This is a genomic window from Nocardiopsis sp. SBT366, assembly GCF_001083815.1.
Classification (GTDB): Bacteria; Actinomycetota; Actinomycetes; order Streptosporangiales; family Streptosporangiaceae; genus Nocardiopsis; species Nocardiopsis prasina.
This window is the reverse complement of record NZ_LAVM01000047.1, coordinates 1-25,057: the sequence shown is the minus strand read 5'-3', so window position 1 is coordinate 25,057 and position 25,057 is coordinate 1. Positions and strand designations below refer to the sequence as shown.

At 70.8% G+C, this 25,057-nt stretch carries 21 protein-coding genes; 14 read left to right on the top strand and 7 right to left on the bottom strand.

The window, feature by feature from the left end; genetic code table 11:
• The first annotated feature begins 59 nt into the window (after positions 1–59).
• Positions 60–1,265, top strand: a complete 1,206-nt coding sequence (locus ADX84_RS15675; protein ID WP_049574557.1) for an ROK family transcriptional regulator — start codon at positions 60–62, stop codon at positions 1,263–1,265.
• 153 nt (positions 1,266–1,418) lie between these two features.
• Here the strand turns inward: ADX84_RS15675 and ADX84_RS15670 are convergent, their stop codons facing one another.
• Positions 1,419–2,468: a hypothetical protein gene (locus ADX84_RS15670; RefSeq protein WP_049574554.1), complete on the bottom strand. Its 1,050-nt coding sequence runs from the start codon at positions 2,466–2,468 to the stop codon at positions 1,419–1,421.
• A 315-nt stretch (positions 2,469–2,783) separates the two neighbouring features.
• Between ADX84_RS15670 and ADX84_RS15665 the strand changes: the two genes are divergently transcribed.
• Positions 2,784–4,109 carry a helix-turn-helix domain-containing protein gene (locus ADX84_RS15665; RefSeq protein WP_049574551.1) on the top strand — a complete coding sequence of 442 codons (1,326 nt, stop codon included), beginning with the start codon at positions 2,784–2,786 and terminating at the stop codon, positions 4,107–4,109.
• Between the two features lie 95 nt (positions 4,110–4,204).
• Here ADX84_RS15665 and ADX84_RS15660 read toward each other — a convergent pair whose 3' ends face one another.
• From ADX84_RS15660 to ADX84_RS15650, 3 genes are read right to left on the bottom strand one after another with little or no spacing between them, the layout of a single operon-like run.
• Positions 4,205–5,386, bottom strand: a complete 1,182-nt coding sequence (locus tag ADX84_RS15660) for a hypothetical protein (RefSeq protein ID WP_049574544.1) — start codon at positions 5,384–5,386, stop codon at positions 4,205–4,207.
• A complete protein-coding gene (locus ADX84_RS15655; RefSeq protein ID WP_049574540.1) occupies positions 5,383–7,494 on the bottom strand; it encodes a hypothetical protein in 2,112 nt (703 codons plus the stop codon). The genes ADX84_RS15660 and ADX84_RS15655 overlap by 4 nt, the downstream gene beginning before the upstream one ends.
• Complete coding sequence (locus tag ADX84_RS15650; RefSeq protein ID WP_369801090.1) at positions 7,491–8,240, bottom strand: toll/interleukin-1 receptor domain-containing protein; 750 nt, start codon at positions 8,238–8,240, stop codon at positions 7,491–7,493. Before ADX84_RS15650 ends, ADX84_RS15655 begins: the two co-directional genes overlap by 4 nt.
• Before the next feature lie 366 nt (positions 8,241–8,606).
• On the opposite strand from ADX84_RS15650, the gene ADX84_RS15645 reads away from it, so the two are divergent.
• The 4 genes from ADX84_RS15645 (at position 8,607) to ADX84_RS15630 (ending at position 13,817) form a co-directional block, all read left to right on the top strand.
• Positions 8,607–10,676, top strand: a complete 2,070-nt coding sequence (locus ADX84_RS15645; RefSeq protein WP_234003995.1) for an acyltransferase family protein — start codon at positions 8,607–8,609, stop codon at positions 10,674–10,676.
• Between the two features lie 521 nt (positions 10,677–11,197).
• Positions 11,198–11,494, top strand: a complete 297-nt coding sequence (locus ADX84_RS15640; protein WP_049574529.1) for a YciI family protein — start codon at positions 11,198–11,200, stop codon at positions 11,492–11,494.
• 188 nt (positions 11,495–11,682) lie between these two features.
• Entirely contained in the window at positions 11,683–12,315 is a 633-nt protein-coding gene (locus tag ADX84_RS15635) for a hypothetical protein (RefSeq protein WP_049574526.1), read from the top strand.
• A gap of 23 nt (positions 12,316–12,338) precedes the next feature.
• Complete coding sequence (locus ADX84_RS15630; protein ID WP_053107299.1) at positions 12,339–13,817, top strand: PEP/pyruvate-binding domain-containing protein; 1,479 nt, start codon at positions 12,339–12,341, stop codon at positions 13,815–13,817.
• Positions 13,818–13,858: 41 nt separating this feature from the next.
• Here the strand turns inward: ADX84_RS15630 and ADX84_RS15625 are convergent, their stop codons facing one another.
• Positions 13,859–15,067, bottom strand: coding sequence for a TAXI family TRAP transporter solute-binding subunit (locus ADX84_RS15625; RefSeq protein WP_049574523.1), 1,209 nt, complete (start codon positions 15,065–15,067; stop codon positions 13,859–13,861).
• Positions 15,068–15,137: 70 nt separating this feature from the next.
• Positions 15,138–15,617 carry a YkvA family protein gene (locus ADX84_RS15620; protein WP_049574519.1) on the bottom strand — a complete coding sequence of 160 codons (480 nt, stop codon included), beginning with the start codon at positions 15,615–15,617 and terminating at the stop codon, positions 15,138–15,140.
• Positions 15,618–16,330: 713 nt separating this feature from the next.
• On the opposite strand from ADX84_RS15620, the gene ADX84_RS15615 reads away from it, so the two are divergent.
• The 8 genes from ADX84_RS15615 to ADX84_RS15580 all read left to right on the top strand — a co-directional run bounded on the left by ADX84_RS15615 (position 16,331) and on the right by ADX84_RS15580 (position 23,900).
• On the top strand, positions 16,331–17,209 hold the full coding sequence (locus tag ADX84_RS15615) for a hypothetical protein (protein ID WP_369801089.1): 879 nt from the start codon (positions 16,331–16,333) through the stop codon (positions 17,207–17,209).
• Between the two features lie 215 nt (positions 17,210–17,424).
• Entirely contained in the window at positions 17,425–18,213 is a 789-nt protein-coding gene (gene cpaB / locus ADX84_RS15610) for a Flp pilus assembly protein CpaB (protein ID WP_049574514.1), read from the top strand.
• Complete coding sequence (locus tag ADX84_RS15605; protein ID WP_049574510.1) at positions 18,210–19,613, top strand: AAA family ATPase; 1,404 nt, start codon at positions 18,210–18,212, stop codon at positions 19,611–19,613. The genes cpaB and ADX84_RS15605 overlap by 4 nt, the downstream gene beginning before the upstream one ends.
• Before the next feature lie 58 nt (positions 19,614–19,671).
• Positions 19,672–20,049, top strand: coding sequence for a pilus assembly protein TadE (locus tag ADX84_RS15600; RefSeq protein ID WP_049574627.1), 378 nt, complete (start codon positions 19,672–19,674; stop codon positions 20,047–20,049).
• Between the two features lie 122 nt (positions 20,050–20,171).
• Positions 20,172–20,537: a TadE/TadG family type IV pilus assembly protein gene (locus ADX84_RS15595; RefSeq protein WP_049574624.1), complete on the top strand. Its 366-nt coding sequence runs from the start codon at positions 20,172–20,174 to the stop codon at positions 20,535–20,537.
• Between the two features lie 53 nt (positions 20,538–20,590).
• On the top strand, positions 20,591–21,916 hold the full coding sequence (locus ADX84_RS15590) for a CpaF family protein (protein WP_049574506.1): 1,326 nt from the start codon (positions 20,591–20,593) through the stop codon (positions 21,914–21,916).
• 82 nt (positions 21,917–21,998) lie between these two features.
• Positions 21,999–22,931 carry a type II secretion system F family protein gene (locus tag ADX84_RS15585; protein WP_049574503.1) on the top strand — a complete coding sequence of 311 codons (933 nt, stop codon included), beginning with the start codon at positions 21,999–22,001 and terminating at the stop codon, positions 22,929–22,931.
• A gap of 57 nt (positions 22,932–22,988) precedes the next feature.
• The gene (locus tag ADX84_RS15580) at positions 22,989–23,900 is read left to right on the top strand and encodes a type II secretion system F family protein (RefSeq protein WP_049574500.1); all 912 of its coding nucleotides are present in this window, start codon (positions 22,989–22,991) and stop codon (positions 23,898–23,900) included.
• Positions 23,901–23,975: 75 nt separating this feature from the next.
• Here the strand turns inward: ADX84_RS15580 and ADX84_RS15575 are convergent, their stop codons facing one another.
• Positions 23,976–24,944, bottom strand: coding sequence for a nitroreductase/quinone reductase family protein (locus ADX84_RS15575; protein WP_199776608.1), 969 nt, complete (start codon positions 24,942–24,944; stop codon positions 23,976–23,978).
• Positions 24,945–25,057 lie beyond the last annotated feature (113 nt).

Below are 25,057 nucleotides of genomic sequence, written 5' to 3'. Positions count from 1 at the left end.
CGGGGCGGTTACCCTCATGTGGTCAGTCGGCGGCCCGAGCGGGCGGAGGGAATCGGCGTATGCGTACAAGCACCAACCTGCTGTGGCTGGGCGGGCTGAACCAGAGCAGGGTGCTCGACGCCGTGCGCCGCTCCGACGGGATCAGCCGGGTGGAACTGGCCGAGCAGACCGGCCTGACCGCCCAGACCGTGTCCAACATCGTGCGCAGGCTCCTGGAGGACGGTCTGGTCCTGGAGGACGGGCGGGCCAGCTCACGCGGCGGCAAACCGGCGACGGTGCTCCGGCTCAACGCGGGCGCCTACTACGCGGTCGGTATGCACATCGACCCCGCTTCCACCACTCTGGTCGTCACGGACCTGGCCGGGCGGGTCGTCGCGCGGAGTCGTCGACGCACCCCCACGTCGCAGGGGCCGCAGCGGGTGATCGACGCCCTCAGCCGCTCGGTGCGCGCCATCGTCGCGGAGGCGAACGTCCCCGACCGCATCCTGGGGCTCGGGGTGGCCACACCCGGCCCGCTGGACACCGAGGGCGGCGCGGTGACCCCGCCCCACCTGCCCGGGTGGAGATCGGTGCCGCTGCGTGAGGCGCTGGCCGAGGGCACCGGGCTGAAGGTGGTCATCGACAACGACGCCACCGCCGCCACCATCGGCGAACGGTGGTCGGGCGGCGAGGAGCGCTCCCCGGACATGGCCTTCGTCTACGTGGGGACCGGGGTGGGCGGAGGACTCGTCCTGGACGGACGCGTCTACCGCGGGGCCACACTGAACGCCGCCGAGATCGGCCACGTGACGGTGGATCCGAATGGACCGGAGTGCCCCTGCGGCAACCGGGGCTGCCTGGAGACCTACATCGCACCGCACGCGGTCGCCTCGGACGCGGCCAGACTGCGTGGGGAGGGTCCGGCGGACTTCGAGCGCGGCCAGGCCCGCACGGTGGCCGCGTACCGCAGGGTGTGCCGCGAGGCGCACGCGGGCGACTCGGTGGCACTGGAGGTGGTGTCCGCCGCGGGACGCCGCCTCGGCCAGGCCGCGACCACCCTGCTCAACCTGGTCGACGTGCCTCTGGTGGTGCTCGGTGGCTGGGGGATGTCGCACGTCGGGGAGGTGTACGGCGCCGCACTGCTCGACGCCGTGTCCGGGCGCTCGATCGCCCGATCCATGCGGCGGGTGCGGGTGGAGACGTCGCGCATCGGCGAGGACGTCGGCGCCATCGGAGCGGCGGCGCTGGTGTTGCACTCGGCGTACGCTCCCGAGTTCACCAGCTAGTCCGTGCGGGTGCGGGCTCGCCGGTGGCCCCTGGGATCGGTCCTCGCCCAGCGCGTGGCGGAGGGTCTGCGCGACCCGGGCCTCGTCGAGGTCCTCGTCCCCGAGCAGGATCCTGGCACACAGCCCGTCGGCGGTGGCGGTTGAGGAGGGGAGCTACCGCTCGGGGTAGACGGACTGGATGCGTTCGGCGACGTCCGGGAAGCCGCTCCGCTCCAGGATCTCCACCTGCTCGCGGACGAACGCCGCGCGTTCGCCCTCCCCCTCGACGGAGTCGATGAGCCCGCGCAGGATGGCGACCTGGACGTCCTGCTCCATGCCACCTTCCTCCGCGTCCTCCTCGGCGGGCCACCAGTAGCTCTCGTAGCCCTCCTCGTCCACCCCGCTACCAGCGGTGGGGACGGCGGGCTCGGGCTCCTCCAGCAGGTCGGACAGATCGTGCGCCGGAAGGGGGAAACGCGGCTCCGGTTCCAGGTCGAGTTCGAGGCCGGGCTCGTCGGACAGCGACTCGCGGACCCGCGCGGCCTCCTGCTCGGCGACCCACAGCGCACGGTCCTTGCGCAGGTGCGCCATGCGGCCCAGGCGTTCCTCGTCCTCCTCGTCCAGTTCCAGGCGGACGTTCTCCGCCCACACCTGGATCGTGCCCCCGGCGACCGGCTCCTCCACCGCGAACACCGACTCGAGTTCGCTCTCGGCCAGCGCGCGTTCCCCGGGGCGGACGTCGCGCAGGATCTCACGGGCGCGCAGCACGACCGAGCGGACCGCCGGGCCCGCCGGGTTGCGCAGACTCAGGTCGACCCGGTGGGCCCAACGCCAGTGCACCAGCGCGGAGAAGCCGAAGGTGTAGTCGTCCACGGCGCTCGGAAGCTCGATCCGACGCGTGCGGACACCGAGGGTTCCGCTCTGGCCGCGCGGCGCCTCCATGGGCGCGGGCTCGTCCCCCTGGTCCGAGCGGTCCCGGAGTTCGTCCCCAGAACCTCGCACGTCGCTCTCCTCCCGCTGCTCGCCCTTGTCGACCCCGCCACCGCCTGTCACCGAATCCAGCGCGGCCGCCAGCACCTCCGGTCGCGCCAGGGCCAGGCCCAGTAGCGCCATCGCGCAGGGCAACCAGAGCAGCGTCCATCCTCCGACCAGCGGAAACAGCACCGCCGGGACGATCAACACCACGATGACCGCCGTCAGGCGGATACGGGCGAAGGTGGCCACGGGGTGTCTCCTCGTGCGGGGCAGGGGTTCGGAAGGAAGGTTCCTCAGGCCAGTCTGCCCGAAGACCGGCGTGAACGCGTCACCAACGCCGAGTCGGACCCCACTTCGATCCCGTTCAGGGCCCGCTTTCTCCCCCTCCGGGTCTGTTGCGCCCGGAGGGACGCCCTGGGCCCGGTCCCCGTTTCCCCGCTCGACGCACCGGATATGACCCCAGTGCCAAACCGGTGCCCCGACCACCCGCCCCCGACGCGTTTCCCTCCGCCTCTGGTGAAGGCACCGGAACACCCCCGCTCCACCCCCCGAAAGGTGACAAGAATGTTCGGTGCCGAGCTCCGCCGACGTCGGCAGGAAGCCGGGATGACCCTCGAAGAGCTGAACCGGAGGGTGCACTTCAGCAAGAGTCACCTGAGCAAGGTGGAGACCGGGGCGAAGAACCCCTCCCAGGACCTGGTGCGGGCCTGCGACGCGGCTCTCGGAGCCGACGGGCGGCTGGCCGCACTCGCTCCGGTCACCACCGCGGAACGGGCAGACCAGGCCGACCGAGCCGACCAGGCGGAGCCTCCCAGCGTCGACCAGGAGGTATGGCTCATGAGTATGACCCCGAGCGGAGAAACGGGCTTCGCCGGAATGGACCGCCGCACCGCCCTCTCCCTCAGCGCGCTGGGCGTGCTGGGCGCCGGACTCGGGAGCGGTGCCGCACCGGACCGCCCTGGAGGGGAGGCAAGCGGCGACGCCCAACCCGCGCTGGCCAGTTTCCGCGTGCAGTTGGGCGAGCTGAGGAACATGGGGCAGCACGTGGCCCCGTCGATGGTGTTCCCCATCGCCGCGGTCCAGACCAACGCGCTCCGCCAACTGGCGAGGTCCGCTCCCCCGGCACAGCGGAACGCCGCGCTGCGGCTGGCCGCTCGGTTCGCCGAGTACGCGGGGTGGATGGCTCAGGAGAGCGGAGCGGAACAGCGAGCCCTGTGGTGGACCGACACCGCCGTGTCACTGGCCGGTGCCGGTGATGACTCCGAAATGGGCGAGTACGCGCTGGTGCGGCGGGCCCTGATGACCATGTACGCGCACGACGGGCCGCAGACCGTCGCTCTGGCCCAGCGCGCGCAACGGGGCCGGGCGAGCTCTCCCCGGGTCCTCGGCCTCGCCGCCAAGCGCGAGGCACAGGGCCACGCACTGGTCGGCGATCTGGTGTCCTGCGAGAGATCTCTGGAGCGGGCCCGGGAGCACCTGGCGGCCGACCGGGCCACCCGTGGCGACTCCGAAGCGGGAGGGCCGGAGATCCTCGGGTCGCGCAACGTCAGTGATCCGGTGGGGGTCACCCGGGGGTGGTGCCTCGTCGACCTGGGCCGTGTGGAGGAGGCCGCCGCGATCCTGGACCAGGAGTGCGCGTCACTGCCAGGGGGCGCGGTCCGGGCCCGGACCAGGTTCGGGGTTCGCCGGGCGCTCGCCCACGCCCTGTCGGGGGAGGTGGAGAACTCCTGCGAGATCGCCACCGAACTCCTACCCGAGGGGACGGGGGTCGACTCGGCCACCGTCCGTCTGGACCTGCGCCGTCTGCACCAGACCCTGGCGCGTCACCACGGCCACCGGTCGGTGCGTGAGCTCTCCCCGACGCTGGTCACCGCTCTGAGCGCCGTCTGAACGGTGCGGGGCTGTTTCAGGAACGCTGAGAGGGGCCGTGCCCGAGGTGCTCTCGGGCCCGGCCCTGCTCACAAGCTCCGTCGCGGGGGCTTTGGTCAGAGGGGCACACCGTTGCCGTTGGGAGAGGGAACGGCCTCCGGGGCGATGTACGTGACACCCACCAGGGGTGATCCGTCACCGTCGTCTCCGACTTCGTGGCCAAGGGGGTGGCGGCGCCGGATCAGTTCGGCGGTCTCGTACAGCGAGGCCGACTCGAAGGTCCTGGCCCACCGCTCCACGACCTGGGCTCGCAGATCCTCGTCCTCGATGCCCTCGACATCGTCCATGAGCCTCCCGACCGCACCGGCGAGGCCGACTTCCGCCCCCGCGGCTCCCCCGTCGCTCGTGGGAGGACTGACGGTCACCTCATCCGCCCAGTCCCGCTCCTGCGGCCACTCCCACAAAGGGCGATCCGGTGCGAGGCCCCCGGGCACGGTCCCGTTGAGGAAGGAGAAGGCCTCCGGTGACGCGACGCGCAGGCGCTCCAGGAGGTCAGCCGGATCGGCGCCCTTCGACGCCTCGGCCACACGGGTGAGGATCTCGATCAGACCGTGGGTCCGGTTGATGTCCGCGTCACCACGCACCAGGTCCCAGACGATCGCGCTACCGGGCGTCGCGAGGACGTCGTCCGCGTAGTACCTGCGTTTGGCGGCCTCCACCGAACGCTCCACCTCCCACAGGACCCCTTCCTTCCGAGCCGTGGCGATACGGCTCAGACGTGTCTCGTCCTCCTCGGAGAGTGAGAGCGTCACGTCCTCGGCCCACACCTCCACGGCGCCACCGAACCCCTGGTGGGAGACCCCCAGGGAGGCCGCGACCTCGTGAAGCGCCACATCGTGTTGCTCGGGCCGGTAGTTCGCGCACACCTGTCGGGCCTGGTCGATGACCAGCTGCCCGGCCAGCCCGTCGGGATTGCGCAGCCGGTGGTCCGGTTCTCCCGTCCACCGCCACCGGACCACGGCGGAGAAGACGAACGGGTACTCGCTGTCCCGGCTGCATACCAGGGACGGCCTGATCCGGGTGCTCTTCGGTCCGCTCTCCACGAACCGGTCCGGACGCGGCGCGGTCTCGCCCGGGAGCGCCGGCCTGGTACTGCTGAGCATGAGCGCGAGCACACCGATGAGCACCAGGGGAGGTGCCAACAGCAACGCCCACCACTGGATGGTCAGGTACAGCACCAGGCCCAGCGGGACCGCCACCCCAGCCAGGACAGCGACGCGTCGAAGCGTGGAACTCATCCGTCCTCCTTCCTTGGCGCCGCGGCGCCATTCGGCCCGTGCGCCATGGCGGGCGTCCGGCTGCCCAGGCCCTCCACCTCGTCGACCATCCGGACGAGGTGCTCTCCGTCCGCGCGGCGCCGTTCCCTCTCCTCCGAGGTGGCTGTCTCGTCCCGCCAGCGCAGTCCGGCGGTGTAGAGCGAGGGGAGGGTCCCCGCGAGGACGGAGGCGTTCACGAGGATCCCCATCAGCTGCCTCCCGAACCCGATCCACCGGGCCGCGTAGGTCTTCGTCAAGGCGCGTTCACGGCGGAAGAGGGCGCCCAACCCCTCGGTGAGCCACCGCCGCACTTCGCTGGTGTCGTGTCGGCCTCGCTGGACCCCGGCTATGCGATCAGGATCAGCCAGGTCCCAGAGCAGCTCCCGTTCCGTGTCGTGTTGCCAGTCCGGCCTGGGGCCGTGGTCACGGAGACGCTCGCAGACCCTGCGGAGGAGTTGGAGGTACAAGGGGGCCTTCATCGCCAGGGTGCCCAGTTCGGCGCGGGCCGCGTCGGCCACCGCGCCTTCCCTGCTCCCTGCGAGCATGTGCAACCGGATCAGGGCCTGTCCGGGATGGGTCTCGGCCAGCTCCTGGGCGCACACGGCGACCAGAACCTGACCGAACTCGGAGGAGAGCGTTGCGTTCTGCGCCTTCGTGTAGAGGAACTGGCGAACGTCCCTCCCATATCGGTCGTCGCGCAGCATGGTTGTCAGGAGCACGGCGGCCTGCGGAGCGCTCCGGCCCTTCCGCGTGGCCCACCGCTCCGCACGGAGGAGGAGCGCCCCGGGGTCCGCGATCCGCAGCGTCTGTTCGGCCCAACGCTCCGCCAGCCGGTCCCGGTCCGAGGGCGTCAGGGAACCGTCGGCCATGAGGGTGTCCACCCACTCGCCGAACGCGCCATGGAGCTGGGGGTGCGCGTCCCAGAACGCCGATCGCAGCGCCCTGCCGCGCCCCGGGCGTGAGAAGCGCACCCTCCGTTCGGACCCCACCACGATCCCGCCGAGGCGCAGTTCCTCCTGGAATCCTGGGCGGTTGAGCAGCGGTGTGTCGTCCTCCGGGAAGGAGATCTGGGAGAGCAGGGACTCCACACCAACGGCCAGGTGCTCGACCGGCGCCCCCTCCATCAGTGAGGAAGCGAGCAGAATCGCCCGGGCACGTCCCTTGGTGTGCTCCAGGTTCTCGGGCGGGGGCGGTTCCCCCGGCTCCAGGGCCTTTCCCAGCCAGTCGTCGATCGTCCCCTCGTACGCGGCTTCCTTCCGAGCGGTCGACGCGCGCCTGGCAACCCTCTCAACCTCGCTCATGGAGGCGGTGACGGCCCAGTCAAGGACGTTCTCCGTGGCACGGTCGGGAAAGAACCCCGGCACGTCGCGAGAATCGAGGTGCCTGTCCAACACGGCGAGCGGATCGGGGCGGTTGAGGGGCACCACCCGGTCCTTCAGGGATTCGGGGAGTCTCTCCTCGTCCCCGCGCTCCACCAGCACCACGAGGGAGGCTGCCGAGCGATGAGCCCGTACCCGCAGCCCCTCCAGCTCGTCGCACACAGAAGCCGGGGAGACCCCACTCTCCCTGGTGAGGTCGACGAGCAGGCGTTCCCCGCCTTTGAGCGGTTCCGCTCCAAGAACGGGCCGACCATCGGCGCCAGTCTCGACGAGATCGTCCCGAACGTCCTGGTCCGACTCAGCGTTTCTGGGGGCCAGGATCATCAGAGCAGCGGACCTGGCTCCGTCACCGGGTGAGGCGCTGAGGACGACTGCCCCGTGGCGGGCGATGTCGGTGCGGCACCTCTCCTCCTCGAAACCGTCCGGCGCGACGAACCGCCGTCGGAGGGTGACCAACCGGTCCCCGGGGACGACCCTGCGTTCCTTGACGTAGTGCACCCGGCCTTCGGCGTCGAGACTGAGGCGCGCCGAGTAGGAGCCGACATCGGGACGACTGAAGTAGTAGTTGGTCTGAGAGTGCCAGTCACCGGCGACGCGGTTGACTGTCGAGTCCCGGTTGACGTCGCCCGTTCCGGCGTGGGTGGTGGCATGCTCGCCGTTCACGGACATGCCCGCCTCCCCCTGCGGGCGTTCGGTCTCCTGGGTCGTCACTCGCGCCCCCGCCTGTCAACGCGGCCGGAGATCTGGTCCCTGACTCGCTGGTCACCGGACACGTTGTTGACGGTCGAGTTGTGGTCTCCCGCGACGTGGTTCACGGTGGAGTTCTGGTTGATGTCCCCAGTTCCGGCGTGGGTGGTCGCGTGTTCGCCGTTGACGACCACTCCGTCGTTTCGGTAGTCCCTGGCCTGGGTCGCGACCCCCCTGACGTCGCCCATGGTGTTGCCCGTCGGGCTCGCGGACTTCTCCTCCATGGTCCGTTCCTCTTCGCGGGCGCGCACTCGTTCCTCCAGCTCAGGGGCGGCGATGAGAACAGCCTCGGCGATCTCGTCGAGGTCGGTGCCGCTGTTCCGGTGGCGCAGTCGCCGGTACTGGCAGCGAGCGAGCGGGGCGAGTTCGTCGGGCAGGTCTGCGGCACGTAGACGCGGAGTGGACTCGCTCAGCAAGGGGATCACCGTCACCCCTGCCTCGAAGGCCGCCGCGATCTCCCAGCGCGTCCAGTCGCCCGGGTCGTCGATCGCCCTCAACCCGTCACTTTCTCGCTTCTCCAGCCACCGCGGACCGACGATCGCCAACAGCACCTCGCACGCTCGCACAGCTTTTCGAAGCCGCTGTTCGAAGTCGACTCCGGCCGGAATCGAATCACTGGCCCGAAAAACCTCCTCCTCACCGAACCGCTGGGAGAGTTCCCGGCCGATGAGTGCCGCTACCTGCTCCCCGTCACCGGTTCGATAGTTCACGAAACAGCTGTGCATGGACATTCCTCCGCACTCGACGAAATCCTCATCACCTGACGCGACTGGCAAACAGACAGGGCTTTCGACGGCGACCCATATAGCCGCCACCCCTCTTTCGCCAGCGCTCCGATAATGTGGCCAAACTGTCGATTCAGAAAGGCCGTTGGGCTTGTTTCCCGCAGTCTTTCCCAGGGGAAACGGGAAACTCTCGCGCGGATCGGTTCCAGCGCCGCCCGGTGGGGCCACCGGAGGGCCCCAGGGCACGTGAGTGGAGCGGTGTCCCTCGGGAGGGCGAAGACTCAGGAAACACTGGCGAAAGGTCTCCCGAGTTCACTCCCCAAAAGCGGCGCCGGGGCGCAGTATGACGGCATGCGATCACCCGACTTCACTTCGCCGCAGGTCCGGTCCGCCTCGGAGCGGCCCGGGCCCCGGAGTGGTGGGAGCCGTTTCCGACCCGAGGTGCAGGGGCTGCGCGCCGTCGCCGTGCTGCTCGTGCTCGTCTACCACCTGAACCCGGACCTGCTGCCGGGCGGCTACGTGGGCGTCGACGTGTTCTTCGTGATCTCCGGATTCCTCATCACCTCGTTGCTCCTACGTGAGGTGCGGGAGCACGGCAGGGTGTCGCTGGCCGGGTTCTACGTGCGACGGGTCAAGCGCCTGCTCCCTGCCGCGACGGTTGTGCTCCTGGCGACGGGGGCCGCCGCGCTGGTGCTCCTGCCTGTGACCCGGCTGGGCGACACCGCCTGGCAGACGTTGGCCTCCGCCGCGTACGTGGAGAACCTGTACCTGGCCGATCAGACGCTGGACTACCTGGCGGCCGAGACGGCTCCCAGCCCGGTGCAGCACTTCTGGTCGCTGTCGGTGGAGGAGCAGTTCTACCTGCTCTGGCCGCTGCTGTTCGTGCTGTGGGCGCTCTTCCTGCGTGGGCTCTCCGGTGGGCTCCGGGTGCTCACGGTGGTGCTGGCCTCGGTGTTCGCCGCCTCGTTGGTGTGCTCGGTGGCGATGACCGCGAGTGGCGACCCCTCTGCTTACTTCCTGCCCACCACCCGAGCCTGGGAACTGGCGGCGGGCGGGCTCCTGGCGGTGTACCTGGCCGACCGCGGACTCCCGCGTGCGCTGCGGCTGCCGTTGGGGTGGGCGGGACTGACCGCCGTGGTGGCCTCCGCGGTGCTCTATGACTCCGGCACCCCCTTCCCCGGGTACGCGGCGCTGCTGCCCGTACTGGGCTGCGTGGCCGTGATCGCCGCCGAACGGCCGGAGGGCCCCTCCGCGGCGATGGTGCTGAGTACCGGACCGGCCAGGTTCGTCGGGGACATCTCCTACGCCCTGTACCTGTGGCACTGGCCGCTGATCGTGTTCGCCCTGGTCGTACTGGAGAGGCAGACCCTGGGGCCGCTGGGGATCGCGACGGTCGCGGCGTCGTCGATCCTGCTGGCCTGGCTGACCAAGCTGTGGGTGGAGGACCCGGTGGCCCGGCACGGCCTGGTGCGCACCGGGCGCGGCGCGTTGGCCGTTGCCCTGGTGGGCATCCTCTCCGTGGCCGCGGTCTCCGCCGCGGGTCTGCTGCGCGTGGAGAGCTTCCAGGCGAGCGACTTCGATCCGACCGTGCACGTGGGGCCGAAGGGGATCGGCCTGCCCTCTCCCGAAGGGGCCTGGATGTACCCCTCACCGATCGGCGCGGAGGACGACACACCCGAGGCGTACGACGACGGATGCCACGCGGGCTTCGACAGGCGAGACCCCTCCGATCCGTGTGTCTACGGACCCGACGACGCGGAGACCACAGTGGCGCTCACCGGGGACTCCCACAGCACCCAGTGGTTCCCCGCCCTGGACTCGCTGGCCCAGGACCGGGGGTGGCGTCTGGTGGTGTTCAACAAGTCGGCCTGCGCGTTCACGGCCGCTGAGATGGGCCGCGAGGGGGCTCCCTACGAGGAGTGCCAGGAGTGGAACCGGGCGGTCGTCGACGAGATCGGGGAACTGGGGCCGGACCTGGTGGTGACCAGTTCCTCGGCTGCCGCGCTCCCGTACGGTTTCGAGTCCGGGCCGGAGGCGCGCGACGCCATGGCGGAGGGGATGGCCGAGCTGTGGGAGGAGGTCGCCGGTCCGGACACCCCGATCGTCGTGATCCGGGACACCCCCCGCACGACCTCCGACGTGCTGGACTGCCTCGCGAAGTACGCGGACGACCTCGCCGCCTGTGACCGGCCGGCGTCGGCCGCGCTGGAGCTGGACGACCCCCAGGAGCTGGCGGCCCTGGAGGTGGAGGGTGCCGAACTGGTCAACCTCAACGACCTGATCTGCACGGACGACTCCTGTCCGGCCGTCGTGGGGAACGTGGTGGTCTACCGGGACTCGCACCACCTCACCGAGACCTACGCCCGGTTGCTCGCCGACTCCCTGGGCACGCGGATGGATCAGGCCCTGGACCGGTCCTGAGGGCGATGCGTTCGGCGGATCCGAGGAGCGTGGCGCCGTTGACGGAGTCGAAGTTGGTGTGCGCAACGAGCCAGCCGGTGTGGGCCTCGGCGAGGTAGGTGCTCCCCGCCGCTGGAGCGGTGAGCTGGTTGATCGGTCACGGTGCGGTGTGACCATCGGGAGTTCGGCGCGGCGGGCGGCCTCGGAGACGGTGAGCGCGGCGGAGGAAGCTGGAGGCACGGAGGATTCTCAGGGTGCGGGTGAGTACGGACTCCCCTGACGCCGACCTGGCCAGCGAGAACACCCCGACCCCTCGTCCAGATGTGTTCGCCCCGCACCCGTTGAACAAGGAGCGAACATCGGCCGGGTCCAGTCACGCATCCCAGGCAACAGCGTGCTCAACGGATCTCCGGACGGGGCGCGGCCACCCCCTCGAAGCGGGCCCGACGGGAGGAGACCCGACCCCACCACCACGGGACCTGGCATCCTGGCTCCGGACCGACCACCCCTGCCCCCGGGCAGCCAGAAAGAAGGCACCCACCATGGCCGTCTACGCCCTCACCTACACCTACGCCGAGAACAGCACCGAGGCACGCGACCAGCACCGCCCCGCCCACCGCGCCTACCTCGACGAGCTCTCCCAGCAGGACGTGAACCTCTGCTCGGGACCCTTCGGCCCCGACGACGCCCCCGGCGCCCTGCTGCTCTTCCGAGCGGACTCCGCCAAGGAGGCCCTGGCCCACACCGAGCCCGACCCCTTCCGTGTCGAGGGCCTGGTCGCCGACGTTTCGGTGCGTGAGTGGATCCCGGTCCTGGGCCCGCTCGCCAAGGAGTTCTGACACCCCGAGCACCCACCTGGGTGCGGCCCTCTCGTGGAGGGGCGCACCCATGGGCGAACAGCGGTGCACGCCCGCCGCGACCCCGCGCACGGTGAGACCCGGCCGGGCCCGACCCCGCCTGCGATTCCACATGGTTTCATCATCCAGATGATTGGAGTATCTTAAACGGGCTGCCTGGAAGGGGGGCCATGGAACCCGAGACCACACCGCACACCACCGGCGCGGACCTGCTGGCCCTGCACGCCCTGCGCTGCGCCGGATTCTCCGGCACCGTACGGCTCGCCGAGGTGACCGGTCTCAGCGAGGACGAGACCGAGTCCGAGCTGATCGACCTCGCCGTCTCAGGACTGGTCACCCGCACCGGAGGGGCCTTCGGCGGCTGGGGACTGAGCGGGGCCGGACGCGCGGCGGGCGCCGCACGGATCACCGCCGAACTCGACTCCACCGGCGCCCGTCCCCTCGTGGAACGCGCCTACGAGGGCTTCCTGGAACTGAATCCGGAGCTGCTCGACCTCTGCACGGCCTGGCAGCTGCGGCTCGTGGACGGCGTACCGACCCCGAACGACCACACCGACGCGGACCACGACGCCCGGGTCCTCGATCTGTTCTCCGACCTCGACCAACGCCTCGCCGCCGTCTGCGCCGACCTGTCAGCCCGCCTGGTCCGCTTCGGCCGCTACCGGGTCCGGCTCGCTGGCGCCCTCACCCGTGCCCGGGCGGGGGCCCTGGACCAGGTCGCGGACGGCACGGCCTCCTACCACGCGGTGTGGGCCCAGCTCCACGAGGACCTGCTGGTCACCCTCGGCATCCCCCGGTACTGACGGATCCAGGAAGGACGGTCGCGATGACGTGGACCTATCCGCTCTCGGCACGGGTCGGGCAGGGCCCGGAACTGTTGGGCGGCAAGGCCCACGGGCTCCTCACCCTGAGGCGCCTGGACCTACCGGTACCAGCGGGCTTCGTCGTCACCACGGAGGCCTGCCGTGCCTTCCTGGACGAGGGCCGATTCCCCGATGGGGCTCGCACCGAGATCGCCGCCGCCGTCACCGCGCTGGAGGCCGAGACCGGACGCCGGTTCGGCGACCCGCACGACCCCCTCACGGTGTCCGTCCGCTCCGGGGCCGCCGTGTCCATGCCCGGGATGATGACGACGATCCTCAACCTCGGCCTGCCCACCACGGACCCCGGCGGCGAGGAGGGCCGGTTGGAAGGGCTGTACCGGGCGATCTCGGAGGTGTTCTCCTCCTGGGACACCCCGCGCGCCAGGACCTACCGCGCGGTGCACGGCGTACCCCACGACCTCGGCACCGCCGTGACCGTACAGGCGATGGTGCTCGGCGACCGGGACGCCCGCAGCGGCAGCGGGGTCGCCTTCACCCACGACCCCAACACCGGTGAACACGTGCCCTTCGGCGAGGTGCTGTTCGGCAGCCAGGGGGACGCCGTGGTCTCCGGCACCGCGCTGACCAGCCCCCTACGGGACCTCGCCCACCGGGAACCCACCGTGTGGGCGGACCTCGTGGCCGCCCTGGACAGCGTCGCGGAGCACCACCGCGACGCCTGCTACGTCGAGTTCACCTACGAGTCGGGGCGGCTGTGGATGCTCCAACTGCGCCCCGCGCGACTCGTCGGGGCCGCCGCCGTCCGTGTCGCGGTCGACCTCGCCGAGGCCGGTGTGCTCAGCCGTGCCGCGGCCCTGCTGCGGGTCTCCCCCCAGCACCTGCGGCACGCGCGCACCGCCCGAGCCGTCCTGCCCGACGGACGGCCCCCGCTCGCCCGGGGCCTGGGCGCCTGTCCGGGGGTGGCGGTCGGCCGGGTGGTGACCAGTGCCGACCGGGCCGTCAGCATGGCGGCGCGGGGGCCGGTGGTCCTGTTCCGTCCGGAGACCTCCCCGTCGGACATGCGCGGTCTGGCCGCCTCGGCCGGGATCGTCACCGCACGGGGCGGCCCTGCCAGCCACGCCGCCGTGGTCGCCCGGTCCATGGGCACCCCGGCCGTGGTCGGGGTGGGGCAGCTGACCGTGGGATCCGACGGGATCCGGGTGGGTGACCGCCCCGTCCCCGAGGGCGTGCTCGTGACCGTCGACGGAACCGGGGGTGAGCTGGTCCTGGGCCGTACCCGGGTCTCCTCCGGCGAGGGCTCTCCCCAGCTGGGGCGGCTGCTCGAGTGGGCCGACGAGGTGGCGGGGAGCCCCGGAGAGGGCTCGTGTCCGGGCACGCCGAGGGATGCGGACACCGAGGAGGCCCGACTGCACGCCGCACACACCGCGCTGCGCGGTCAGGGACGTGCGCCCACCAGGGTTCGACGGCACCCCGGCCGCTGACCGCCGGTTGTCCCAGGGCGGTTAGCGAGCCCCGGGCCCGGTCAGAGCACCCCGCGTTCGCTGAGGTAGCGGGCCGCGCCCGGGTGGACGCTCTCCGCCCCCACTCCGCTCAGCGCCTGCTCCACGGTCGCGATCCGTTCATTGGGCGCGTTGGCGCCGAGTTCCTCGTAGACGGCGCGTACCAGTTCGTAGGCCAGGTCCTCGTCAAGGTCGGTGTGCGCGTACAGGGTCTCCCAGGAAGCCAGGAGGTTGGTGTTCCCGTCCTGTCCTGGCACGGCGCCCGCCTCCACGGTGAGGTTCGTGTAGGAGGCGTCGACGCGGCTGACCGTGGCCACCACCTCCTCCGGGACCTCCAGGACACGCAACTCCATCCCCTGCCGCTCCAGATGGTCGAGCTCCGCGTTCTCGACGCGGTCCCAGAGGACGTAGACGTCGGCGTCCCCGTCGATGAAGGGCTGCTGTGGGGTGTCGGTGTCGAAGTCGTGGCCCGAGGCCACGTCCATGGACCACGGGTCCACCCCGGCCGAGAGCAGGGTCAGGTCACTCAGTTCGAGGGTCTCCGGGTCGTCCCAGGCGACGACGGCCGTGCTGCCGGCCAGGTCGTCGAGGGAGTGGATACCGGAGTCGGCCCTGACCACGTACTGGAGGGTCCAGGCGGAGACGTTGCCCAGGACCAGGATGTCGCGTGGCTCCCCGACCGGGTCGCCGTCCCGCACGTCGAGGGTTCCGTCCCGGAGCTGGGTGTACCAGGTGTTGTGGGTGAGGACCACGTCGTTGCGGTAGGCCGCGCCGTTCCTGGGCGCCGCGACCTCCTTCTCCAGGGCGAGGAACTCCACGCTGGGGTCCATGAGATCGTGGGCGACCTGCTCGGAGAAGGCGACCTCGGCGATGGCGTCGGTCCACGTCTCGCAGATCTCCCGGGACAGGCGGGAGTGCGCCAGGTACCAGGTGGGTTCGCCGAGCAGGTAGTCGCCCGCGTAGGGAACCGTCCGCTCGCCAACGACCGCGGGCTCGGGTTGGCCGAGGAGACCCGGGAGCGCCCAGTAGAGGGCTCCGCCGAACAGGGCGACCGCGAGCACCGTGGCTCCGACGATCAGCGGAGTCCTGATCCGCCCCGGGGGAGGGGAATCCACAGCGAGCCGGTGGTGGGCGGCCAGCGGGTTCGGGGCCACGTCGTGGTCCGGGAACTCCGGTGAACCGTGTTCCTGCTGGGGACGCCAGGGGTCGGGCAGGTTGGGGGATGTGTCCACGATGCCCTTTCAAGGACAGTGTTTCGTTCTTCTTCCCCCCGCAGGTTGAGGGGCGTTGTGGACGATTCGGTCAGTGCCTCTGCCGCTGGTGGGCGGCCGTCTGCTCCGGTCCGGTGTGCCGTCCCTGCGCCTGGTACTCGTCCTGCCCCGGGTGCTGGCCCGGGTGAGCGCCCTGACCGGGGTACTGACCGGGCTGGTTGGCCCGGCCGAAGGCCTCCTGCGCCTGCTGCCCGCGCTCCCAGACGACGAAGCGCTCGCTCTCCCCCAGCGCCATGGTGGTGAGCCAGACGGCGACGGCGACGTCGTCGACCAGGCCGAACACCGAGAAGATCAGCTCCGGTACGAAGTCGATCGGGGAGATGATGTAGCCGACCAGGACGAGCATCGCGAAGAGCTTGCCGCCGCCGAGCTCCGGGTAGCGCCCGCGCAGCTTGGCACCGAGCATGCGGGGGACCGCCCGGACCCGCTCCCACAGCGAGACCTTGCTGTCCGTGTTCTGGATGACCTGCCAAGCGGCCGCACCGGCGGCGGCCCGGTTTGCCTTGCGCATCGTGTTCGTCTCCTCAGGGGGCAAGTGACTTCTCAAGATATGACGCGAAGTCACCCTCGATCGTTCCCCGTCGTGTGGAAGACAACCCCGAACGAGACCGACGCGACATCCCCGCCCCGCCCCTCCCCTGTCGGCAGTTGTCCACAGAAGGACCGGCGGCACTGGTGACTCCGGCGCCGGAGGGGCATCCTGAAAGGACGGGCGCATCCGCCTCTCCTCGCACCTCTCGCCGCCACTGGCCGTCGCCGATCCGATCCGCCATCCCGGCGGGCCGCGACCATCCGACCAGCACCGACACCGACGAACGCCCAGTGAACACGGGCCGGAGACCCGAAGCGGAGCCATGATCCGAAGAGGACAAATGGAACGAAGGCATAAGATCGTGTCGCAACTCAATGAAACTCGGCCGAACCGACCTGGGCGTTCCGGGCACGCGACCGACTCCCCCGCCCCCTACCAGCCCGAGGACCCCATCCCGTTCACCGGGTCACCTTGGCCTCATTGACGAAAACGCACCACATGGCGCAACCCGTGCCCCAAGGTGGTGATTACCGGGCCTCCCGCAGTGCCGCACCCATTCGTTACGATGCGTCCGAGTGGCACCTGAGACGCGGGGCGTCTCTGAAGCAACCGACATCGCCCGAGCGCGCAGAACCGATGGAGCCTTTCCAGTGTCCAATGCCCTACCGCGGTCGGCGACGACCGTAGCCCTGTTGGCGGACATCCCCAGCACGGGCCACGTGGGCGAGACCGGAGCACGGCGGTTCGCCATGACAGGCGACGACGTGGGCGCACGCAGCGCCGCCTTCGTCGTCTTCGCCAAGGAGGAGGTGCGCGCGGGCCGCCGGGTCGTGGCGCTCTATCCCGCCTGGCAGTCCACCGACGCCCGCAAGGCGGTCGACTTCGCGCGGGCCGCCCTGCGCACCGACCACATCGCCGGGATCAGCGTCGACCTGTCCCCGCTCGCCCTCTCCCTCATCGCCGACCAGCTCGCCTACCTGTCCCCCTACCTGCCCCCGGGGATGGTGGCCGCGCTCAGCGCGGAACTGCCCAAGCACCTGTTGGCGGGGGCCTGGCTGAGAACGGTGTCCGGGCTGTCCACCCTGCCCACGAGCCTGCGCCAGCACATGGGTTCGTACGCGCCCGCGGTCTCCTTCCTCGCCTACTGCGCTCCCTCCGCCCGGGTGGGCCGTCTGCGCCCCTCCGACGCCGTCAGCGTCCCCTTCCGCCCGGTGCAGCCGGTACAGCTGCTGTACTCCACCCCGGACCCGAGCATCACCCGGGTGTTCGACGAGAACCTGCCCCAGGCCATCCAGCCGGTGGCCACCCGGACCCTGCCGGTCCAACCCCTCGGCAGCACCTACTGGGGCACCCACAAGTACGTCGAGTTCGTGGCGCTGAGCGCCCACCCCCAGGCCCTGGCCTACGCCGCCGGGGCGCTCAGGGCGACGGAGTGCGCCTGGTGCGGTGAACCCGTGACCGCCAGCCCGTGCCCGTTCTGTCGCGGGGTCGGCGGCGAAGCCCCCACCGCGGCCCACCACACCGGCACACCTACTGGGGCACCCACAAGTACGTCGAGTTCGTGGCGCTGAGCGCCCACCCCCAGGCCCTGGCCTACGCCGCCGGGGCGCCCCCCGAACCGGCGCACGGACAACGACCGTCCGCTCCGCCGAACCCGTCGGAGGGCGCCACGGACCCGGACGGCGCACCCCACACGGAATCCCCCAGAACCTACTCCCGCTAGGGCTCGCCGCTCCGACTCCAGGACGGACGGCCCCCGACGACACGGAAACGGATACCACCCCCTATGAACCCCCGTCAGCGACGCGGCGTCCTGCTCATGGTCGTGGCCGCTATCGGCGCCGTCGCCGTGTTCGCCTCCGTCTTCACCTACCTCAACAGCCAGCAGGACCAGGTGGGCAGGGTCGCCACCGTCCTGGAACTGGTCGAGGACGTCGACGCCAACCAACCGCTGGGACAGGACTCCTACACGACCGTCGAGGTTCCCGCCTCGTACTTCGACCCGGAGGTCTTCATCTCCGACCTGGACGAGATCGAGACCCCTGAGGGGCAGGAGCTGGTGGCCGCGAGCCACCTGGCCGAGGGGTCGATCCTCCAACACGGCATGCTCAAGCCCCAGCCGACCCTGACCGCGGGTGAGCGGGAGATCGCGATCATGGTCAACGCCGAGACCGGTATCGCGGGCAAGGTCCAGCGCGGTTCGGTCGTGGACATCTACGGCACCTTCCAGGCGCGCGACCACGGCGAGGCCTGCGCCACCCGGATCGTCACCGAGGTGGAGGTCCTGGAGATCGGGGAGCTGCGCAGTCAGGAGTCCGAAGCCGGCGGAGTGGCGGGCGTCGTGCCGGTGACCTTCCGGCTCGACCCGCAGACCGCGCTCCAGCTCGCCTACGCCGAGGAGTTCGCCACCAAGCTCCGCATGGGCCTGGTGAGCGCGGCGGGCGGGGGCGACCCCGGTGACACCCAGGTGTGCAGCGGTGACTTCGAAGGTGTCTTCGAGAACTCGGGCGGCGGATCCGGTTCGGACGAACAGAGCGACGAGCGGCGCATGCCGCATGGGGGTAAGTACCAGTGAACTTCCGAGTCCTGGCGGGGATGCCCACCTCCGAGACGGAGATGGTGATCGCGGCGCGCTTCGAGGAGCTGGCCGGGGCCGACCTCGTCTCGTCCCGCCTCACGAGCACGGATCTGATCAGCGGAGCGGGCGAGTACCCCGACCTGGACGTGGTCCTCATCCACCAGGAGCTGGGTCCGGCACCGGTCTTCGACACGATCCGGGACCTGTCCCACCGCCATCCGCAGTTGGCGATCCTGCTGGTCTCACCGTCGATGGACCCGGAGACCTTCACGGCGGCCATGGAGTCGGGCGCCCGGGGCGTGCTCCCCGCCGACTCCGGGGCCACCGAGCTGGAGACCCGGGTGGCCAGGGCCGCCGAGTGGTCGCGAACCCTGCGACGCCACCTGGAGTCGGCGTCGCTTGACCTGCCCACCTCGGGGGTGCGCGGTCGGATCGTGACACTCAGCGGAGCCAAGGGCGGAGTGGGCACCACCACCTGCACGGTGCACCTGGCGATGGCGGCGGCCCGCCGGGACCGGCTGGTGTGCCTGGTCGACCTGGACCTCCAGGCCGGTGACCTGCCCGCCTTCCTCAACCTCCAGCACCGCAGGTCCATCACGGACCTGGTGGACGCCGCCGACGACATCAGTCCCGGCATGCTCGCCGAGACCCTCTACGTGGACCCGCGCGGCCCCCACGTGCTCCTGGCGCCCCAGCACGGCGAGCGCGGCGAGGACGTCACCGCACGGGCCACCCGCCGCGTCCTGAGCGCCCTGCGCTCCCGCTACGAACTGGTGATCGTCGACTGCGGCTCCACCATGAACGAGGCGACCGCGATGGCGGTGGAGGTGGCCGACAGCTCCGTGGTGACGGTGACCCCGGACGTTCCCGCACTGCGGGGCGCCCAGCGGCTGATGGCGATGTGGGAACGCCTCCAGATCCGCTCGCACGAGGATGTCCACTCGCTGGTCACCCGGCACAGCCGCAAGAACGAGATCCAGCCGGAGTTCCTCCAGCAGCTGCTGGGTACCAAGGTGCTGCGCACGCCCGTCCCCGCCGCCTACCGGGCGCTGGAGCCCGGGGAGAACAGCGGTGACCCCACACGGGTGACCGACGAGGGACTGCGCAAGGCCTTCGCCCGGCTCGCGTCGGAACTGGACCTGCTCGTGCCGCCCACCGCCGTCGCGGGCGGCACCGGGTTGGGCGGCCACACCACGCCCTCGGCCGAACTCCCGCAGGGGCTGGCCGGGCGGGCCTCCCGGCCCCAACCGTCGTCGGGTCCGACCACCAGGGACGTGTCCGGCTTCCTCAACGCCATGGGCCCCGATCCGACCACCACCGGGAGCCAGAGCCGGCCGACCGGCCCCTCCCCCTGGGGGCAGGGCACCCAACGGTCGGGGGGAGGAATCGGTGTCTGAGGAGCGCGGGGGACTCCGGAGACACCGGGGCCTCCGGGACGACCAAGGCGCGATCTTCGTGGAGTTCGCGGCCATGGTGCCGTTCATGATGCTGGCGCTGGCTCTGGTCTGGCAGGTGCTGCTGATCGGCGTCACCTCCATGTACGCCTCCCACGGAGCGGCCGAAGCGGCCCGGCAGGCCTCCGTCACCCCGGACGACATGGCGCGCATCGACGAGGAGGCGCGCAAGCGGGTGCGCGCGCCCTGGGACGGCGAGGACGTACTGACCACGGAGGTCGTTGAGCGGGACGGTGCCCGGTTCGCCCGGGTGAGCCTGGACATGCCGGTGTTTCTTCCAGGTGTGACGGCTCCGTGGCCGATCACCGGGGAGGCGAAGGTGGTCACCGAGGTTGCGCCGCGCGGGACCACGGATCCGGAGGGGGTGGAGGCACCCTGAACGGCGCACCCTCCTCCGAGCGAGTCCAGGCGTCCCGGCGACCCGGCAGCCGCACCGCCGCAAGCGGAACAGGGACACGCGGCTCCGGCACACGTCCCCCCGGGCATCGGCGGCTCCGACGCCTGCTGTTCGGCGGCCGTCCGCGCTCGGACCGGGGCGGACCCATCCTGGAGTTCGCCGCGATCCTGCCGGTCCTGCTGCTCACCGTGGTGGTGGCCATCGAGGTGTTCCTGGCCTTCGTGGCGATCGAACGCATCGAGTCGGCCGCCAGGGCGGGCGCCCGGGCCGCGGGAACCCAGCAGCTGTCCGGGGCCGAGGACGCCGCCCGTACCGCCCTGCCCGGCTGGTTGGACGACGCCACCATCACCAGCGGGGCCAACGACAGTGAAGGGTACTTCGTGGAGGTCTCGCACCCACTGCCGATCGTGTTCTCGTCAGTGGAGCTGAACCTGACTCTGACCCGACGGGTGGACATGCCGAACGTGTGAGGCGAGCCAACCGGAACACCAGGACGGCAGCGGCGAGGGAGGAGACGAGGGGCATGGGCCTGAAGGACCGTTTGGAGGAGGACCGCGGCGTCGAGGAGCGCGCGGACCGTGGCAGCGTGACGCACTGGCGTCGGCGCCTCCTCGAGGAGATCAACCTGGAGGACCTGACCCAGCTGACGCTGGCACAGCGCCGTGTCCGCCTGGAGCGAGTCGTGGGGCACCTCCTGTCCCGTGAGGGCCCGGTGCTCTCGGACCGCGAACGGTCGGTGCTGATCCGCCGGGTAGTGGACGAGGCCCTGGGGCTGGGTGTGCTGGAGCCGTTGCTGGCCGACGAGAGCATCACCGAGATCATGGTCAACGGCCCCGACAACGTGTTCGTGGAACGCGGCGGCCGTATGGAGCGCATCGACGCCGCCTTCAACGGCGAGGAGCAGCTGTACCAGACCATCGACCGGATCGTGTCGCTGGTCAACCGGCGCGTGGACGAGTCCTCACCGATGGTGGACGCCCGTCTGCCCAGTGGGGAGCGGGTCAACGTGATCATCCCGCCGCTGTCCCTGTCCGGGCCGGTCCTGACCATCCGGCGTTTCCCCAAGCCCTACCCCATCGAGGAACTCGTACGGATGGGCAGCCTGGACCAGGCGACCGGGGTGCTGCTGTCGGCGATGGTGCGCGCACGGTTCAACATCGTGGTGTCGGGCGGTACCGGTACCGGTAAGACGACCTTCCTGAACGCTCTGTCGGCCTTCGTACCGAGCCAGGAGCGGATCGTCACGATCGAGGACTCCGCCGAGCTCCAGCTGATGCAGGAGCACGTCGTGCGGCTGGAGTCACGGCCCGCCAACATCGAGGGGCGGGGCGAGATCGCCATCCGCGACCTCGTGCGCAACGCGCTGCGGATGCGTCCGGACCGCATCATCGTCGGCGAGGTCCGCGGCCCCGAGACCATCGACATGCTCCAGGCGATGAACACCGGCCACGACGGCTCACTGGTGACGGTGCACGCCAACTCGGCGGACGACGCCATCTACCGGTTGCAGACCCTGGCGACCCTCGGCGAGGGGAACATCCCCTACGACGCGATCCGCGACCAGATCAACAACGCCGTGGACGCGGTGGTGCACCTGGGCCGCTGGCCGGACGGGGCGCGGCGGATCAACGAGATCGCCGTGGTCTCCTCGCGCCGCCGCGAGGAGTTCCGTCTGGATCGGCTCATGGAGTTCGCGGCGTTGCCTGCCAATCCCGACCGCACCGTCGAGGGGCGGTACCGGCACCATCCCCTGCCCCGCCACGTGGCCGCTCGGATGTACCACGTGGGGGAGAGCATCCCGTCCGTGTTCGGGGTCGTGTCCGACGACCGCCCGCAGGGCAGCCAGTGAGGGCCCGAACAGCGTCCACGCGGACGCGACAGCGAAGTACGACACCGGGCCGCGCGGCGGTACCGGTCCGAAGGGAGTCCGCGTGAACTGGCAGGTTCCGGCGATCCTCGGCGGCCTCGCCCTGGTTCTGTTCCTGATGCTGTGGGCTCTGTGGGAGTTCGTGGCCAGCGCCGAGCAGCGGCGGCTGATCGCCGCCCGCAGCGCCCTGGACCAGGCGGAGTACGAGGCGTCCACCCCCCTGGCCAGGTTGGACGCACGTTTGCGGCGCACGCAGTGGGGTGCGCGGCTCGCTCGTCGCATGGCGCGCTCGGGCACGGACATTCGCCCGGCCACGTTCGTCGTGGCGCTCGTGTCCGGAACGCTGCTGACGGTCCTGGTGGTGTGGCATGTCCTCGCGCCGTTCTTCGGTCTGCTGGCCGCGGCGGGCGTGGCGTTCCTGTTCTTCTCCTACCTGCGCAGGGCCGAGGTCAAGCGCCGGGAGGAGTTCACCAACCAGCTGCCCGACCTGGCCCGTGTACTGGGCAACGCGACCTCCGCGGGGCTGGCGCTGCCGACGGCGGTGGCCATCGCCGCCGACGAACTGGACGGCCCGGCCGGAGAGGAACTCGGCCGGATGGCGGAGTCGATGAAGCTGGGTGCGAGCTTCGAGGAGGCCATCGCGGACCTGCGCCAGCGCATGCCCTCTCGGGAGCTGGGCGTGCTGTTGTCCACCCTGGTGGTGGCGTCCAGGTCCGGCGGTTCGCTCGTGACGGCCCTGCGCAACATCTCCGGCACGTTGGAGAGCCGCAAGGAGACCCGGCGTGAGGTGAGCACCATCCTCAGCGAGACGACCTCCACCGTGTGGGCGCTCGCGTTCATGTCGGTGGGCGCCCTGTTCATGGTCAACGGAATCGAGCCGGGGATCATGCGCACGATGACCAGCTCCGGGGCCGGGATCGCGGTGCTGCTGGTCGTGGCGGCGCTGTACGCCACCGGTTTCGCGCTGGTCGCCCGCATCACCAGGTTCAAGATGTAGCGCCCGACCGCACCACGTCCCGGTCCTCCGGGACCCCCGCCCCCTCGAAGGACACCCATGAACCTCCCGCTCCTGATACCCCTGGCGGCCGCGCTCGCCTCGGCCCTGGTCGTGCTGCTCGGTGTCTACGGCCTCTACCTGACCCAGTCGCAGACGCGGGTGACCGTGGACGACCCGGTCAACGCTCCGGTGACCACCAAGAGCGACGAGACCTTCTTCCTGCACCGCATCACCGAGCGAATCGGGCGCCCCTTCTCCAAAGCCCTGATGGCCTCGATGAGCGAGGCGTTGAAGGCCTCCGTCTCCTCCCGTATCGAGGCGGCTGGGCGCCCTGACGGTCTGACCACGGAACGGTACGTGCGTCGCAAGGTCGGTGAGGTGGCCGTCTACGGTTCCCTCGCCGTACTGGTGCTGGTGGCGGACTCCAGCCCGATGCTCGCCCTCCTGGCCTTGGCCTTCACGGGTCTGACCGACCTCAACCTGTACGTGCAGACCCAGGAGCGCGCCGACGAGGTGCAGACGCAGCTGCCCGACTTCCTGGACGTGCTCGCGGTGACGGTGAGCGCGGGCATGTCGTTCCGGGCCGCCGTCGCCCGGGTGGCGGTGTCGATGCCGGGGGTGCTGGCGGACGAGTTCACGATCGCGCTGCGACAGATGGAGCTGGGCACGTCGCGCCGGGAGGCCTTCGAGACCCTGCGCCGCCGCAACCGCAACGAGTCACTCAGCAAGTTCGTCACCGCCATCCAACAGGCCGAGGAGCTCGGCGCCCCGCTGAGCGACACCCTGGTGGACATCAGCAAGGACATGCGCCTGGCCGACGCCCAGTACATGCGCCGCAAGGCCCAGCGCCTCAACCCGAGGGTGACGATGGTGACCGCCGCGACCCTGCTGCCCGGTCTGCTGATCCTCATCGTCGGTTCCATGTTCCTGGGCACCGAGATCAACCTCGGCACTCTGTTCGGGGGGTAGGGCGACCGGCGCCGGTGCGGGCGTACGTGGGGCCCGGGGACCGGCTGGCGGTTCCCGGGCCCCACGGCACGGGCGTTACTCGGGCGGGAAGGGGATAGCGGACAGCGTCGGGATGAGGGCTTCCTCCTCGAAGTCCAGGTGGGCCTCGAGTTCCTCGGTCAGCCGGTCCAGTTCGGCCATGAACCGCACGGGATCGGCGGTGCGCACGTCGGCGAGCAGCCCCTCCAACTCACCCCGGACGCGGTCGACCACACGGTGCTCCTCCACCAGGCGCTCGACGGGTTCCCGCAGGTGCGGGAAGCCCTCGGCCAGGCGGGGGAACATGGCGTCCTCACTGGTGTGGTGGAAGTGCAGGGACTCGCAGAAGGCCAGGCAGTGCTGACGGATCTGGAGGTTGAGCCCGATCGGCGGCGCGGTCGTCGCCGCGTCGCGCTCGGCGAGGTAGCGCTCGGCGTCCCCGCGCACGTTGGCGAGCTGGCCGCGCAACCACGCGTGGATCTGGAACAGCTTGTCGGCGAGGTTGCGCACCTCACCGGAGCCGAACCCCGGTGAGGGCTGGAGTTCCACCACCGGGAGTCGACGCTCCACCTGGTCCTGGTAGTCGCCGTAGCCCGGGTGGCGGCGGACGATCTCCTCGAACACCAGGTCGCGTTCCCCGCCCGCCAGCGGAACCGCGACGCACTCCCGGGAGTCCTCTCCCGGTAGTTCCACGGTCACCATGGGGCGTGAGAGCAGGTTGCGGTACCAGTCGGGGTCCTTCGCGGAGCCCCCGGCGGAACCCACCACGTAGACGCGGTCGTCGATCCGCGCGAAGCCGAGCGGGTTGGTGTGTTCCCGGCCCGAGCGCGCACCGGTGGTGGTGAGCAGCAGCAGGTCGCCTCCGGCGAACGGACCGCTCACGTGGCCGCCGTTGGCTCGGAACTCCGCCACCACCGGCGCGTTCCAGGGGCTCACTCCCGGCTCGGGGCGCTCGTGGGGGCCGACGGGCGGCTGGCCCGCCTCGGTGTGGTCCTCGGTCGTCTGCTGGTTGTCGTTCTGCGTCAAGAAACGGTCCTCTCACTGAAGGTCGTGGAGGCGGACGTCCCCGGGGGCGCGGTCGTCGCGCTCGCCTTCCGGGCGAGGCCGTACGGGTCGGGGGCAGGGCACGGCGGCGGTCG

Excerpts from the sequence above, each read along its gene's own strand:
- ADX84_RS15675 (WP_049574557.1), top strand. The coding sequence starts at position 60 with ATGCGTACAAGCACCAACCTGCTGTGGCTGGGCGGGCTGAACCAGAGC.
- ADX84_RS15665 (WP_049574551.1), top strand. The coding sequence starts at position 2,784 with ATGTTCGGTGCCGAGCTCCGCCGACGTCGGCAGGAAGCCGGGATGACC.
- ADX84_RS15660 (WP_049574544.1), bottom strand. The coding sequence starts at position 5,386 with ATGAGTTCCACGCTTCGACGCGTCGCTGTCCTGGCTGGGGTGGCGGTC.
- ADX84_RS15645 (WP_234003995.1), top strand. The coding sequence starts at position 8,607 with ATGCGATCACCCGACTTCACTTCGCCGCAGGTCCGGTCCGCCTCGGAG.
- ADX84_RS15640 (WP_049574529.1), top strand. The coding sequence starts at position 11,198 with ATGGCCGTCTACGCCCTCACCTACACCTACGCCGAGAACAGCACCGAG.
- ADX84_RS15635 (WP_049574526.1), top strand. The coding sequence starts at position 11,683 with ATGGAACCCGAGACCACACCGCACACCACCGGCGCGGACCTGCTGGCC.
- ADX84_RS15630 (WP_053107299.1), top strand. The coding sequence starts at position 12,339 with ATGACGTGGACCTATCCGCTCTCGGCACGGGTCGGGCAGGGCCCGGAA.
- ADX84_RS15620 (WP_049574519.1), bottom strand. The coding sequence starts at position 15,617 with ATGCGCAAGGCAAACCGGGCCGCCGCCGGTGCGGCCGCTTGGCAGGTC.
- cpaB (WP_049574514.1), top strand. The coding sequence starts at position 17,425 with ATGAACCCCCGTCAGCGACGCGGCGTCCTGCTCATGGTCGTGGCCGCT.
- ADX84_RS15590 (WP_049574506.1), top strand. The coding sequence starts at position 20,591 with ATGGGCCTGAAGGACCGTTTGGAGGAGGACCGCGGCGTCGAGGAGCGC.
- ADX84_RS15580 (WP_049574500.1), top strand. The coding sequence starts at position 22,989 with ATGAACCTCCCGCTCCTGATACCCCTGGCGGCCGCGCTCGCCTCGGCC.